This window comes from Bacillus sp. DJP31, assembly GCF_049310945.1.
Lineage (GTDB): Bacteria > Bacillota > Bacilli > Bacillales > SA4 > Bacillus_BS.
Genome location: NZ_JBMERO010000003.1, coordinates 64,659 through 78,090, shown reverse-complemented (window position 1 = coordinate 78,090; position 13,432 = coordinate 64,659). Strand labels below are relative to the sequence as shown.

Below are 13,432 nucleotides of genomic sequence, written 5' to 3'. Positions count from 1 at the left end.
TCATATGTTATTCCCCTAAATCCACGTTGTGGTAGACTTGTTGAACATCTTCTATATCTTCTAATGCATCAATTAATTTCTCGAACTTCACTTGTCCATCTTCAGGAATTGTTACGTCATTTTGTGCAAGCATGGTGAGTTCCGCTACAGTAAATTCAGTAACGCCAATATTCCTGAATGCCTTTTGAACTGCATGAAACTGGTCTGGCTCAGCATAAACGATAACCGCTTCATCTTCTTCTATAATGTCACGTACGTCTACATCTTCCTCCATTAATAGTTCAAGAACATCGTCTGCAGTTTTACCTTCAAGACCGATGACAGCTGTAGCGTCAAACATATAGGCAACAGATCCACTTACTCCCATGTTCCCTCCGTTTTTGCTAAATGCTGAACGCACTTCTGCTGCAGTACGGTTCACGTTGTTTGTTAGTGCATCAACGATAATCATTGAACCATTTGGTCCGAAGCCCTCATAACGAAGTTCATCATAGTTTTCATCCGAACTACCTTTAGCTTTTTCAATTGCACGATCAATGATTGTTCTAGGCACATTGTATGTTTTTGCACGCTCTAGGACAAATTTTAAGTTCTGGTTTAGTTCTGGATCTGGTTCGCCCTGTGTGGCTGCAACATAAATAACACGACCAAACTTTGCATAAATACGACTTGTATTTTTATCTTTTGCTGCCTTTTTTTCTTTAATATTGTTCCACTTACGACCCATTATGAACACTCGCTTTCAGATTTAAATATTGAAATAAAAAAATACGCTTACATATTACTGATAATCGAAAATATAGCATACTTCACTAGATTTTATTATACCTAATTTTATCCTTTGTTTCGAGTCTATTAACCAAAAAAATTGGCTTTCTGTTGTCTAGGAATGGAATAATAATTGGTTACAATTTCTATAGGGGGAAATTGTTATAAAGTGAAACTTTTATATTACCATTAGGAGGAGTTGCTTTCCTTACAAGTTTCCCACCATCAAAATGGCGACCATACGTTTTGACTATCGTTGTAGCCTCTTCAATTGAAGGTAATTTGTCTTCAAATTCGTATGTGAGAAAATAGGATGGAACCTTCCTGCTATAAAAAAAACCAGCTGAAAAACTTCCGAGCAAAAATGTCTCTCTCACTTAAGGTAAAGGTCGCAACGTATTTATTATTTGAGTCCTCATGTTTTATCCAGGTTTTCAATATCCAAACACCCTCGATTGATAAATTAAATTAAAGATCACTCGGTAAGCTTGCCTGTTCAATGTTATTTACTTTCCAAGTAACGATTGTAGTACTATCACGCACATTCTTTTTCACAATTTCAATAAATAGTTCTTCAACACCATGCTCAATTGAAGAGTTAGTAAATCGTTTTATTATTTCTCTCGGGTCTTTAAAATTTGTATTCGGGCATTCAAGTAAGCCATCCGTAGTAAGAAAAATATGATTTTCCCCCGTTCTTAGTTCTCTTTTACCTGTGCTATAGCACGGAACACTTAATTCAAATGTATTAACTTGCCCTACCCATTCATAATAATTTCTTTGGGATAGTTGATATTGTCCGAGCTTCACAAGATCAGGATGGAATAAGTACAGAACATTGTCACCGATTGAAAACCACCAAAGATATTGTTTTTTCCTGAGAACGATTAAACAAGCAGTTTCACCAGTTACATTTTTGCATGCAATGAGAAAATTCGGATTTTGAAAAATATCTAAAATGTATGTATCCATTTTTTTAAAGGCTTCATTGACTGGTAGCTTTAATAGGGTCTGAATGTTTATTTTTTCTTGCTCAAAGGTTTGGACGACTAGTTCAGCACTTTCTGCTGTTTTGTGTGCATCTAGTAATATAGCCAACTCCCAATCATACTCTTTAGATGTCCAAACTAAACAACCATCTTCGTTTTTATATTGTCCAGCTTTTGAATTCCCCCCAAATCTACCAATTACAACGTCATTGACTATTTCAATGTTAGGCTCATCCAGGTAATTCGCATCACTACCTACCCATGAAAATTCCGTCTTGATATTACTCTCCATACCCATCTCCCTCGAGGTATGACTTCATTTTTACGCAAAACTGTAAAACTTTGTGATTATCCACCATTGGAGGCATCTTTACACCCATAAACCTCCGTTGGTCCCCAAAATTCCTCTGGAGTGTTCGGATAACGTGGGACAAGATGCTTATGTAAGGACTCTCCCTTTTCTAATAGTTCTAAAGATTATAAACTACTTTCCTGGATAATGGAACGTTTTTCCAACTATTCATGGTTTTTTGAACATAAAAAAAAACCGCCAAAATGGCGATCTCCGTTTAGTGTTTCTTATTCGGTAATTTCTCGCTTGGAATTCCGCCTTGACGCTTTTTATTCTTTTCATCTTTTTCCTGCTTTTCGTTTAGCTTCTCTACAAACTCATTTGTGCTTTCCATGGCTTGACCTCCTCAGTTATATAAACATGATGTTACTTTAACCATTTAGTCTTGAAAACATGCATGAAATGGATTGGAATGCAACTTATACTTTCTCACTAATTTTTTCTATAACTACCTGAAAATATGTCTCCTCGTATGGTACAAAATGTCTTCGTTCCACAAATTTATCTATGAGAACTCTTTCACCAGCCTTGTCTAAAACAAAACCCTCTACTCTTATTTCGTTTCTTTTTCCAGACCACAAGTCGCTAAAATGATTGAACTCTGCTTTTAATATGCCTGCTACTTCCTCAACTTGTGGTTTGAACTCTTCCATGGTGAGGTTAGCTTCGAGTAGAAAAACATGACAGAACTCATTATCAATGAAATCCGCGTGTTTAATACTGTTTTTGATAATACCCAAAGATACTAAATCATTAAATGTTACACCAATCCCGAGTTCTTCTTCTACCTCTCTTATTCCTTCATAAATGGTTTCATGAGATAAAAGATGTCCCGCTGCTGTGATATCCAGCAGGTTAGGAAAATCCTTTTTGGAATTACTACGCAGTTGAAAATAAATGTATGTCCTATCATCATTCCTACTGAGCAAGCAACCAACATTGAAATGTTTCATGCCAGTAGCCCATTTTATGTACTTCACTGCGAGTAGCAGCACCAACTTCATTTCTGTGTTCATCAAATATTTTTAAACGTTCATTTTCCAAATTGTCTTCTCCTCCAAGAAACTAGTCTAGGAAAAGTAAAAACCGTGTACAATGACTCAAATGTCCTTATACACGGATTCCTTCCTACTTCTATTTGCTTATTTTTACTCACTTCTTAAAAAACGCTCTACCTGCAATTTTCTCCATCAATCCAGGAAACAGCTGAAACATTGTACTACCTGCATTCATCCAGCCGGGTAAATTAATTTCTCGTTTAGATGTAAGCATGGAATCAACTATTTTCTGAGCAACAAAATCAGATCCTAACATAAACCGTTCAACGCTTTTTACATAGGTTCCGGATTTGTCTGCGATATCAAAAAATCTTGTCCGAATTGGTCCAGGATTTACCGCTGTGACGTGAATATTGGTTTCAGCTACTTCCATTCTAAGACTGTTCGTGAACCCTAATACCGCGTGTTTGGATGCTGAGTATACACTAGATTTCGGTGTGGCAATCTTTCCCGCTTGGGATGCAATATTAATGATATGACCATCGTTAGTTTCCAACATTCCTGGTAAAACAGCTTTCGTACAGGCAATTAATCCAAAAACATTGACTTCAAACATAGCTTTCATATCTTCAAGGTTAACATCCGCTACATGGTCAAAGATTCCGAACCCAGCATTATTGACAAGAACATGAACGGTTCCGATTTCTTCTAATATATCTCGAAATGTCTCCTTAACTTTATCAAGCTCCTGAATATTGAGTTGATAGAAGGGACAGGGAACAAGATATTTCTCTTCAATTGTTTCAGAAATTATTTTTAGTTTATCTACACTTCTTGCTAAAAGAATAGGAGTTCCACCGTTTTCTGCAACTTTGTATGCGATTTTTTCTCCGATCCCACTTGAAGCACCAGTAATGACAATGTTTTTTCCGTTCAATTTCATCTTTTTAGTTCCACCTTTATATGTAATGAAACATCCACACAGCTTGTGTTGTGTCGACTCTAATGTAACCTTCCTCTTCTAAGTAATCCAACTGACCAAGAGTTTCTGACAACGTCAGGGCGATCTCCTTTTTATACACTTGTGGGAAGATTTGCTGACATATTTGCAAAGCATTCATAGGTTGTTCCTTCAGCATTTCTAGTACGGCTTCTGCCCGCCTTTCTTGCTTATGTAATCGTTCGGTGATGAGTGATTTGACCTCAGTAATTTCCTCACCGTGTCCAGTGTAGACCACTTTCAACTGTAGGTTACGAATTTTCCTTAAAGATTCATTATATTGTAATAGTGTTTTAGGCCGTTCGTTTCCTTCCATAGGTGGTTCAAATAAAGGGTTGGATGAAATATGACCTAGTAATAAATCTCCACCAAGCAGAACTTGACACTCCTTGTGATACATTGCAATATGACTTTGAGCATGACCTGGAGTCTCAAGTACCGTCCATCCTGGTAGTCCTGGAATTGTATCGCATTCCTTAAGTTCATACGTTAAAGGCCGATTACAACTATATGCAAGTGGAGCTTTTAGCTGAGTAGATTTTAATAAAAAGGCTTCATTTAACCCTAAGTTCAAGAATAGATCCCTGTAAAATAGATCATGGCGTTCAAAGAATTCAGGGTCTTTTGTGATCCATGGCCTGTTAAAATGGTGCCCGTAAACTGGTAGAGTGGCCGGGAGATAATCAAGCATCCCAACATGATCAGGATGATGATGAGTGATCACCACTTGATCAAGATCATCTACCGTATAGCCAATCCTAGCTAGTTCTTTGGTGAAGTGACCCCATGCTTCCTCAGTCTTAACGCCTGCATCAATTAAGGTTATTTTTTCTGAAACAACTACAAACACATTAACATCACCAACGGCAAAAGGAGTTGGGAGAGTGATACAATGAATTTCACAAGGTGCTATTACATCCTGCATGTTTATTCCTCCATCTTCAACCTATTTATTTTTCCGTATACCTATCTATTTATTAGTTTAACGTTTCTGTTTACCTTTGTCATTATTTTCAAATAATTTCTTCAAAAAAAAGAACACAACAACATCGTGTTCTTCTCTACTAATAGTAAAGGTGCAGGTTTCGTATTAATACCGTAACTTAACACTATAATGCCTCATTGATTTTGGAATTCCTTTTAACTCGAGTACCCAACTATATATTAAATGTCTAATTCTATATTCTAAAAAGAATACGTTGGCTGACTCATCCATTTTTTTTACTGTTTCGTCAATCACAGTACCAGTCATAATAAAATCCCGGATTACTTGCTCACTTGTAGCTTTTCAATCGTGCTAATAATTAGTTCATCATAGTAATGCTCAGGCATACTTTTTATTTCATTGTTACTCCATAGACTTAGGACTTCCTGTGTCTTAGACAGTATCCAGTAGGCTTGATTTTTAGGTTGGCTATTTCTAAGCCATCAATTAGGTTCAGCCATTGGGGAATTTCTACCTGGACTTCTGTTTGATTTAACAGGGGGATATACGATTTCCTTTATAATCTCGATGATTTTATTAATAGGTGCTGCTTGTTTATGTTATTTGCTTTCGAAAACCCTATCTATTAGTAGTAGCAATGAGGTCACACAATCCTCATAAAAAAATGAAAACAATATTCGTCAACATTTTAGCTTTTCTTCCTTCCAGAAAACAGGAAGTCAGAATATGTTACTCCACAACCCATAAGTAGGCATTTTTGAGCTCTTAAATGAATTCAATACGTATATTCTCATCTTTTCTCTCCTCGTAAATTAAATGAGGACTAAATACTTATTCACTGCTGGTCCAATTATAACCCTGGGAACAACTCTCCCTTATCTACGCCTTTCCATACTGAAACAATTCATCAATCGTTTTCGCTATTAAATCAGGAAAGACTTCAAAACTAATCGGTACATGAAGTCGTTCTGTCCATTGATGGGGGTCTCTCCCGAATGGTCCTACATTAAGAACCGGCACTTTTAGAGAAGCTAGCTCTTCAAACGGAAGTACATATCCCTTTTCAAATAAAGGCATATTCATTAAAAGTGGATCTAATTCTTCTTTTGAATCCTTCAATCCAATAAAACTTAAATCTGAAAGTCCAGAAAAATAATGTAAAGGTTTAATCTCAATGTCAAATTTATCTTTTGCATAGTGGATCAATTGATCTCTAATAGAGGAAATGATACCTTCATGACTTGACGAAACTGCTGGATAAAACGGCGGACTGTAAAATAGCACAATCATAGGGGAGTGTTCTTTACAAATGAGCGCTAGGTCCTGCACTAGCTTCGTTGAAAAATCGCGATCTCCTTGTTCAAATCGATTGGATTGCAAATAATTCTGTCTTCTCTCAATTTCTTCTTTTCCAAATTTCTCAATGGCTATCTCCAACAATTGTTCATATGTAAAGACATTCACATTCATTTCCTGATGCTCAAAGGTTTCAATTTTTCTGTATTGCTCTACATGCTCCATATAGTACTGTTCAATATTCCTAGCTGCTATTTCCATCTTATCAATTAACATGTCCGTCATTTCCTTTAATGAACGCTCCATAAATAGGACATTGAACAAGGTAACTGCCGAATGAGGAATTTGGACATTGTACTCCAATTTTAAATCCTTTTGCATTAAGTTCGTTGGTGGTGGTGTCACTTCTCCATCAACTACTTCACAAAAGTCAGTGTTTAGCTCCAATACCTTCGTTAATTCTGAAACCATTAAATTGGCATTTAGACCTGAGAAAGGTTCCCCAACATGCGTCTCTTTTCCATAACAAAAGAAACCTGGTAACGTTTTCCCTATTGATCCTGTATACATATAGAAATTTTCGTCTCCAGGATATTTCGAAAACATCGGCTCAGAATTAAGACACGCTGTGTATTCGAGGTCATACGTTTTCGCTAATTCAACGAGCTTTGGAACAGCGCCAATCATTCCCGCCGAGTTAACCTCTTCATCTGGAACTGGTAGTAATAATAGATTTCCTTCGAATTCTCCGTTAACAGCTCTTTCAATCATGGACATTTGGAGAGCTAGTCCAGCTTTCATATCCATCGAACCTCGTCCAAACAGCCAGTCTCCACTTTCGATATCTTCTTGAACAGTTGATGAAAATAAATGTTTATTTTTCAAGTATTCTTGTGTTAATTCTTGTGGTCGGAACGCAAGGTTTTTCCAGTTCCCGAAATCCTCCACCCCTACTACATCAAAATGGCTTAAGAGAATAACCGTTTTTGAACAACTTGGTTTCTTTACTAGAGCGGTTACAAATAGACGCCCATCACTAATCGGGTTGAGCTGCAAGTGATCTGGATTCTCTTTGAAATAAGATAATTGTTGTAGCTTCATATGTATCAATTCTGCCATTGAAATTTCATGCTGGGTTCCACTAACACTTGGGTGCTCGACTAACTTAGATAACAAGTCTACTAGTTGGTGTTTTGACTGCCAAAGCAAAATAATTTCCCCTCTCGATTGTTCATTTCCTCGATTATATCACCCAATTCAAGAGAGCACATAACTATGTTTTTGAAAGGTAACAATGGTATAATCTTGTTATATTTAGCCAAACGAAATAATAAAGGAGGCCTTTCAATGAACACCAAATTATTTAGTCCATTTCAAATCAAAGATGTAACCCTAAAAAATCGCATTGTGATGTCACCGATGTGTATGTATTCCTCACATGAGCAAGATGGAAAAGTTGAAAATTGGCATCTAACTCACTACGTTACCCGTGCTGTAGGCGGAACTGGACTTATTATGGTTGAGGCAACCGCTGTAACTCCTCAAGGTCGTATTTCAAATGAGGATCTTGGAATATGGGAGGATGATCACATTCCTGGTTTAAAGAAATTAGTTAGCATGATCAAGGAACAAGGCGCAGCAACCTCCATCCAAATTGCCCATGCTGGGAGAAAAGCTATGGTTGATGGAGAAATCCTCGCCCCATCTGCCATTGCATTTAATGAAAAAATGAAAACTCCAAAAGAAATGTCACTTGAAGAAATACATGAAACTGTTGAAGCATTCAAGTCTGGTGCATGGCGAGCGAAAGAAGCTGGCTTTGATATTATTGAGCTACACGGAGCACACGGCTACTTAATTAATGAATTTCTATCACCACTTTCGAATAAAAGAAGTGATCAATATGGTGGGAATTTTGAAAATCGATATCAATTTCTTCGTGACGTTATTGATGCAGTGAAAGAAGTCTGGAGTGGACCACTTTTTATCAGAGTGTCTGCAAATGATTACCATCCCGAAGGTCTAACAGCTGAAGACTATGTTACATACGCAAAATGGATGAAAGAACAAGGTGTTGACCTGATTGATGTTAGCTCAGGTGCTGTCGTTCCTGCTCCCATTGAAGCCTATCCAGGTTATCAGGTTCGGTTTTCTGAAACCATTAAACATGGTGCAGACATGGCTACTGGTGCAGTTGGCTTAATTACAACTGGAAATCAAGCCGAAGAAATACTCCAAAATGATCGGGCAGATCTTATATTTCTTGCTCGTGAGCTTCTTAGAGATCCATATTGGGCAAGAACGGCGTCTATTCAGCTTGGTGGAACTATTGCAGCACCTAGACAATATGATCGCAGTTGGTAGAAGAATAAAGCCGAGGTGTACATCACTTCGGTTTTTTTTATTCGAGATTGGAGTTTAGTTTAATGATTTCTTTCTTTCACGGAACCTTACTTGCGGTAGGTCTAATTCTTCCTTTAGGAGTTCAAAATATTTTTGTTATTAATCAAGGTGCTTCTCAGCCCACTTTTTCACGAGTGTTGCCAGTCATCTTAACGGCTTCTTTATGTGATAGCTTCCTGATACTACTTGCAATTTCAGGTATTTCACTGTTAATTTTTCAAATTGCGTGGGTCAAAGGTATTTTATTAATTCTAGGTATTGTTTTCTTACTTTATATGGGATGGTCAATATGGAGAACAAACGATATAGCTCGATCTCAAGAATACCAAGCCCTTACTACTAAAAAACAAATAACCTTTGCTCTATCTGTTTCACTACTGAATCCCCATGCGATCATAGACACAATTGGAGTCATTGGTACGAGTTCACTTGCGTATGAAGGTTCAGCAAAGTATTTATTTACATTGGGATGCTTACTCATTTCTTGGAGTTGGTTTTTCTTTTTAGCGTTCGTAGGGAAATTGATTGGAAAAGTAGATTCAACAAGGATCTGGCAAAAAAGAATCAATCGAATTTCTTCCGTAATTATTTGGGGGATTGCTGGTTTGTTACTCTTTCAAATCATGGTTGGCAGGATATAAGTAAAAAACAGACTCGAATTTTTCCCCGAGTCTGTTTTTTTATTAGTTTATTATGCTTTGCGAACGTCTGTCGCTTGAGGGCCACGCTGACCATTTTCGATGTCAAAAGTTACTTCTTGACCTTCGTCTAATGATTTAAAACCTTCTCCTTGAATAGCTGAGAAATGTACAAATACATCTTCTCCACCTTCACGCTCAATGAATCCAAAACCTTTTTCACCATTAAACCATTTTACTTTACCACGTTCCATTACTTGTTGCCTCCTAGCATGTAAATAGTACACAAAATTACAATTTAATCTTGCCTAATTAGTATATCCAGGGAAATGCGTTTTAAACGAAATCTTTTTAAACATTTATTAAAAAAATCCAAGTACCTATATGCGACTGCTGAAAAAGTCTATTTTTTTAAAAGTATGTGCTAAAAACACCTGTTGATTTCCGCTCCAGACACTTGCTTTCCGCGGGGTGGGCGGTGAGCCTCCTCAGCGCAAGCGCCTGCGGGGTCTCACCTGTCCCACTGCTCCCGCAGGAGTCAAGTGTCCTCCGCTCCAATCAACATAGTTCTTTTTAGTTAACTCTTTTTTTGAAAAGATATTACTTTTTCAGTATTCTCTACCTATATAGTAGTGATTTCTTTGTCGAATTCCCGTCTAAAACCTTCTTCATCTAAATAGGACTTTGCTTCATTATAAGAAAGAAAGGTTCCATCAAGGTTTAAACCAGCATACACATTCCACATATCATCTTCATTCACTAAGATTAGTGATTGGTTGTCAGCATTTATCCAACGCTCTTCTTCGGAATCCCCAACAATTGCAGACTCTGATGTCGATCTTGGAGCTAGTGATAAAATGGATTTCTCGATAACTGAACGTAACTCATCCTCAGAGAAATCACGAATATTCACCATTCCTTTATCATCTGTATCATATCCGCTTAAATATTCCGCATATACATACCCATTTCCATTTGGGTGTAAGTGGTACACTACATTTTTCTTATCACTTGCACTTTCTTCATAATGGAAATTTACACGTTTAAGGGATACATCATTTCTATTCAATTCTGTAAAATTTTCAATAATAGCTAGTTTTTGTTCAAAAGTTAACATGTTGCCTCCAAGTATAAGTTGATTTAGATTACTTTTCATTATACCATTAATATGCAAAACTCCAATAGCTTCTAGTCACCATATAAGAGAAGAGGAATAAAGATGAATGGACAAAACAGAAAAGATATACATGCTGGACTACAGGTTGAAATTGTATTAAAACAAGATCAACGAACCGGGAAAACAACCCGTGGCGTTGTCAAAGACCTTCTAACAAATTCGCCCTTCCACCCTCATGGAATAAAAGTTCGTCTTACAGATGGACAGGTTGGAAGAGTTCAAACCATAATAAGTTAAAAAAGAATGGCTATGCCTGTGACGTTAAAGTTGTTTTAATGTCATTGGCAAAGTATCTTATTCGTTTGGACAAGTAACATTTCAATTTTTTCATTTTTTACAGATGAAATTTTCACTATTTTCCTTCAACAATCGTAACTTCTCCAGTTACCCTTATATTCTTTGGAACTCGTAAATAAAGCAATTGGGTTCCTTCGATATGTCGGAAATCTTCATCGAATATTTTTTTGTTAGTAAATTGTCTGATTGGGAACTCTTGAGTGAATTTGGAGCAATATTGCAAATCTTCCTCTGTAGCTTGTTATTTTTTTCATAAAAATAGCTATGGGTACTATCATCAGTAGTACTATTATTACTGTCATTTTCTTACCTCCAATCTATTTGAAACGACAATAGATCCATAGAATAAAACAAACACAACTACCATGATCTTTGTCACAAATAACAGGAATGAAGATTCTTCACTAAAGAACTTTATGGTCTCAACAATAATTGTTGACTCTCCGTTTGATCTCATCCCTAAAATCAAGGTACCAAAAAATAACCCAGGTAATAAAAATACAAAAAGCTTACTAAGCTGTGAAAGAATACCAGCTAAATATCCTAAAGTAGAAAAAAGCAAAATATATAAGAAAGAAACAATAATACCCAGAAGCAATTGCAATGGAGTACTCACTTGGCCTATTAGATCTTCGGATCCTATTACAAAATACATCATTACTTTCAACAATACCCCAGATAACATGGCTGTAATAACACCCAATATACTTGCAGTTATTAAGAAAGCGAAGTAGATAAATGACTACTTACTCTGTTTGTAACAAAAGCAAAGTCATCTCCTTGTAGGAAGCTATATCTTTGTGACTTTTTAATACCTCCTATACTGGTAAAAAGACGTATGTAGCAGTCTAGCTAGCTACTAACGTTTTTTCAATCTATTCAAATTTCGGTGACAGACAAGGGTTTGTATACGCTAAAAATTGAAATCCTCTTTTTTGGAGAATAGGTGAGCTCATTGGACTAGCATCAACGGTTAGTAACGTATACCCCTTTTTCATGGCTTGTCCAGCTCTGACAGCTAGTAAACTAGTGTAAAAGCCTTTGTTCCGATACTCTGGTAAGGTGGACCCTCCCCAAAGACTCCCAAAGGATGTATTCTCGTGCAGGTACATCCATGCAGCACTCACCAATTTCCCATCTGCGTATGCTCCATAAAGATAAAGGTGATCTGGGTCTTTTGTTAGGTTGCGTTTTAACTGTTCACCCAGTTTTGCATGAGGTGTACCCCAAATCTCGTCTTCCAATTTCACAATTGCGTCGATTCCTTGTTCGGTAATGATTGGTTTAATTTCAGCTGGAATCTTATGTTCTACCACAGTTGCGGCTGAGTTTAGATCCAATACTAGCAAAGCTTCTGAATCTTCAACTGTAAATCCTTTTGCCACAAGCCGTTCTTTTAAATTTACCGGCTGATCATAATCATATAATTTCCATTCAAATGATTGAGACAAACTCTTAAAATACTCCATTTCCTCTTCAATCATTTTATCAGCGTTTTCTTCCGTTAAATTAGAGTAAAGGATAAATCCTTTATCATTATGAAGAGATATATGCCTCGTCACAAACTCTGTACTTTCACGCTTCCATCCAGCCTCAACCGGTTCCATCCTTAGCTCTTTCGTATAAATATTTAGTAATTGTTGTTTGTTCACCTTTAAATCCCCCTTATGCCCTTACGGTTACTTATTCTAGGCTTGTACTTGTATTCCTTTTTTTATGCCATGGACTTGTAATTCTTCTTGTTAAGATTGATAATAAATATGGAAATATTAAAAAGAGGTGCGTTTAATTGTGCAATGAAGTTTGGGAACGTGTCCTGTACTTAATTGCATTGGAGATCGCCAAACCAAGCTTTGAAACTTGGCTTAAGCCCACTGAATTAATTGAACTAAATCAAGAACTTAACCAGGCCACGATAAATGCAGGAAATGAATTTGCACGAGATTGGCTTGAATCTAGATACAAGTCACTTCTAGAAAAACAAATTTTTAATGTCACAAACAAAAAAAACGAGATCAACGTAGTAATTAATGAATCGATCTCTACTGATAATGTAATCGATTCTTTATTAATAAATTATCCTTACCTATCCAAAAGCAATATACATTCAGTTCCTTCTCCGTAAAAAGTGAAAACCGATTTGCCGAAGTAGCCGCTAGATCTGTTGCAGAAGCCCCTATAAAAGCCTACAATCCTTTAACCATCCAAGGACCCGCTGGAAGTGGGAAAACTCATTTATTACATGCTATAGCCAACGAAATCATCAAAAACGACACAACGAGAATCATTCTTTATTTAACCGAAAAGTATTTTTATCACTATTTTACACAATAAATTGCTAAGGGAAATTCTGGACAGTTTAAGGAGACTCTAGCAAAAGCAGATATTTTGTTATTCGATCATTTTGATGGTTTATTCGCTAAGGAATTTACTCAAGATGATTTTTTTCATCTGTTTAATTTGTTTTCGTCAGAAGGTAAACAGATTGTCATTGCTTCAACCCAGGCTCCAACTGAAATGAATGGAATCTAAAAACAGATCGAAGATAGAATGAGTTGGGGGTTGATA

General features: G+C 36.7%; 18 protein-coding genes and 1 pseudogene. 5 read left to right on the top strand and 14 right to left on the bottom strand.

Features of this window, described 5'->3' with window-relative positions:
* Positions 1-7 precede the first annotated feature (7 nt).
* The 10 genes from ACOI1C_RS04300 to ACOI1C_RS04255 all read right to left on the bottom strand — a co-directional run bounded on the left by ACOI1C_RS04300 (position 8) and on the right by ACOI1C_RS04255 (position 7,558).
* Complete coding sequence (locus tag ACOI1C_RS04300; protein ID WP_422508348.1) at positions 8-727, bottom strand: YebC/PmpR family DNA-binding transcriptional regulator; 720 nt, start codon at positions 725-727, stop codon at positions 8-10.
* 509 nt (positions 728-1,236) lie between these two features.
* Positions 1,237-2,049, bottom strand: coding sequence for a protein phosphatase 2C domain-containing protein (locus tag ACOI1C_RS04295; protein ID WP_422508346.1), 813 nt, complete (start codon positions 2,047-2,049; stop codon positions 1,237-1,239).
* Between the two features lie 277 nt (positions 2,050-2,326).
* Positions 2,327-2,443: a DUF4023 domain-containing protein gene (locus tag ACOI1C_RS04290; protein ID WP_422508344.1), complete on the bottom strand. Its 117-nt coding sequence runs from the start codon at positions 2,441-2,443 to the stop codon at positions 2,327-2,329.
* Positions 2,444-2,528: 85 nt separating this feature from the next.
* Entirely contained in the window at positions 2,529-3,062 is a 534-nt protein-coding gene (locus tag ACOI1C_RS04285) for an NUDIX hydrolase (RefSeq protein WP_422508342.1), read from the bottom strand.
* Positions 3,028-3,153 carry a hypothetical protein gene (locus tag ACOI1C_RS04280; protein WP_422508340.1) on the bottom strand — a complete coding sequence of 42 codons (126 nt, stop codon included), beginning with the start codon at positions 3,151-3,153 and terminating at the stop codon, positions 3,028-3,030. Before ACOI1C_RS04280 ends, ACOI1C_RS04285 begins: the two co-directional genes overlap by 35 nt.
* A gap of 108 nt (positions 3,154-3,261) precedes the next feature.
* Positions 3,262-4,050 carry an SDR family NAD(P)-dependent oxidoreductase gene (locus tag ACOI1C_RS04275; protein ID WP_422508338.1) on the bottom strand — a complete coding sequence of 263 codons (789 nt, stop codon included), beginning with the start codon at positions 4,048-4,050 and terminating at the stop codon, positions 3,262-3,264.
* Positions 4,051-4,066: 16 nt separating this feature from the next.
* Positions 4,067-5,032: an MBL fold metallo-hydrolase gene (locus tag ACOI1C_RS04270; protein WP_422508336.1), complete on the bottom strand. Its 966-nt coding sequence runs from the start codon at positions 5,030-5,032 to the stop codon at positions 4,067-4,069.
* Positions 5,033-5,197: 165 nt separating this feature from the next.
* Positions 5,198-5,374, bottom strand: a complete 177-nt coding sequence (locus tag ACOI1C_RS04265) for a DUF3658 domain-containing protein (protein WP_422508762.1) — start codon at positions 5,372-5,374, stop codon at positions 5,198-5,200.
* Positions 5,374-5,493, bottom strand: coding sequence for a DUF3658 domain-containing protein (locus ACOI1C_RS04260; RefSeq protein WP_422508761.1), 120 nt, complete (start codon positions 5,491-5,493; stop codon positions 5,374-5,376). Before ACOI1C_RS04260 ends, ACOI1C_RS04265 begins: the two co-directional genes overlap by 1 nt.
* Before the next feature lie 439 nt (positions 5,494-5,932).
* Positions 5,933-7,558: a M20/M25/M40 family metallo-hydrolase gene (locus tag ACOI1C_RS04255; RefSeq protein ID WP_422508334.1), complete on the bottom strand. Its 1,626-nt coding sequence runs from the start codon at positions 7,556-7,558 to the stop codon at positions 5,933-5,935.
* Between the two features lie 138 nt (positions 7,559-7,696).
* Here ACOI1C_RS04255 and namA point away from each other — a divergent pair, with 138 nt between their 5' ends.
* The gene (gene namA, locus ACOI1C_RS04250; protein ID WP_422508332.1) at positions 7,697-8,713 is read left to right on the top strand and encodes an NADPH dehydrogenase NamA; all 1,017 of its coding nucleotides are present in this window, start codon (positions 7,697-7,699) and stop codon (positions 8,711-8,713) included.
* 62 nt (positions 8,714-8,775) lie between these two features.
* A complete protein-coding gene (locus tag ACOI1C_RS04245; RefSeq protein WP_422508330.1) occupies positions 8,776-9,393 on the top strand; it encodes a LysE/ArgO family amino acid transporter in 618 nt (205 codons plus the stop codon).
* Between the two features lie 50 nt (positions 9,394-9,443).
* Here the strand turns inward: ACOI1C_RS04245 and ACOI1C_RS04240 are convergent, their stop codons facing one another.
* Both ACOI1C_RS04240 and ACOI1C_RS04235 read right to left on the bottom strand, forming a co-directional pair.
* Positions 9,444-9,644: a cold-shock protein gene (locus ACOI1C_RS04240; protein WP_422508328.1), complete on the bottom strand. Its 201-nt coding sequence runs from the start codon at positions 9,642-9,644 to the stop codon at positions 9,444-9,446.
* Between the two features lie 368 nt (positions 9,645-10,012).
* The gene (locus ACOI1C_RS04235) at positions 10,013-10,507 is read right to left on the bottom strand and encodes a hypothetical protein (protein WP_422508326.1); all 495 of its coding nucleotides are present in this window, start codon (positions 10,505-10,507) and stop codon (positions 10,013-10,015) included.
* A 102-nt stretch (positions 10,508-10,609) separates the two neighbouring features.
* Here ACOI1C_RS04235 and ACOI1C_RS04230 point away from each other — a divergent pair, with 102 nt between their 5' ends.
* Complete coding sequence (locus tag ACOI1C_RS04230; protein ID WP_422508324.1) at positions 10,610-10,804, top strand: YwbE family protein; 195 nt, start codon at positions 10,610-10,612, stop codon at positions 10,802-10,804.
* 358 nt (positions 10,805-11,162) lie between these two features.
* On the opposite strand, the gene ACOI1C_RS04225 is transcribed toward ACOI1C_RS04230, so the two are convergent.
* Complete coding sequence (locus ACOI1C_RS04225; RefSeq protein ID WP_422508322.1) at positions 11,163-11,531, bottom strand: hypothetical protein; 369 nt, start codon at positions 11,529-11,531, stop codon at positions 11,163-11,165.
* Positions 11,532-11,739: 208 nt separating this feature from the next.
* Positions 11,740-12,516 carry a GNAT family N-acetyltransferase gene (locus ACOI1C_RS04220; RefSeq protein WP_422508320.1) on the bottom strand — a complete coding sequence of 259 codons (777 nt, stop codon included), beginning with the start codon at positions 12,514-12,516 and terminating at the stop codon, positions 11,740-11,742.
* A 137-nt stretch (positions 12,517-12,653) separates the two neighbouring features.
* On the opposite strand from ACOI1C_RS04220, the gene ACOI1C_RS04215 reads away from it, so the two are divergent.
* Positions 12,654-12,989, top strand: a complete 336-nt coding sequence (locus ACOI1C_RS04215; RefSeq protein ID WP_422508319.1) for a DnaA N-terminal domain-containing protein — start codon at positions 12,654-12,656, stop codon at positions 12,987-12,989.
* Positions 12,932-13,396, top strand: a pseudogene (locus tag ACOI1C_RS04210) (DnaA ATPase domain-containing protein). The gene ACOI1C_RS04215 and the pseudogene ACOI1C_RS04210 overlap by 58 nt, the downstream one beginning before the upstream one ends.
* The last annotated feature ends 36 nt before the right edge of the window (positions 13,397-13,432 follow it).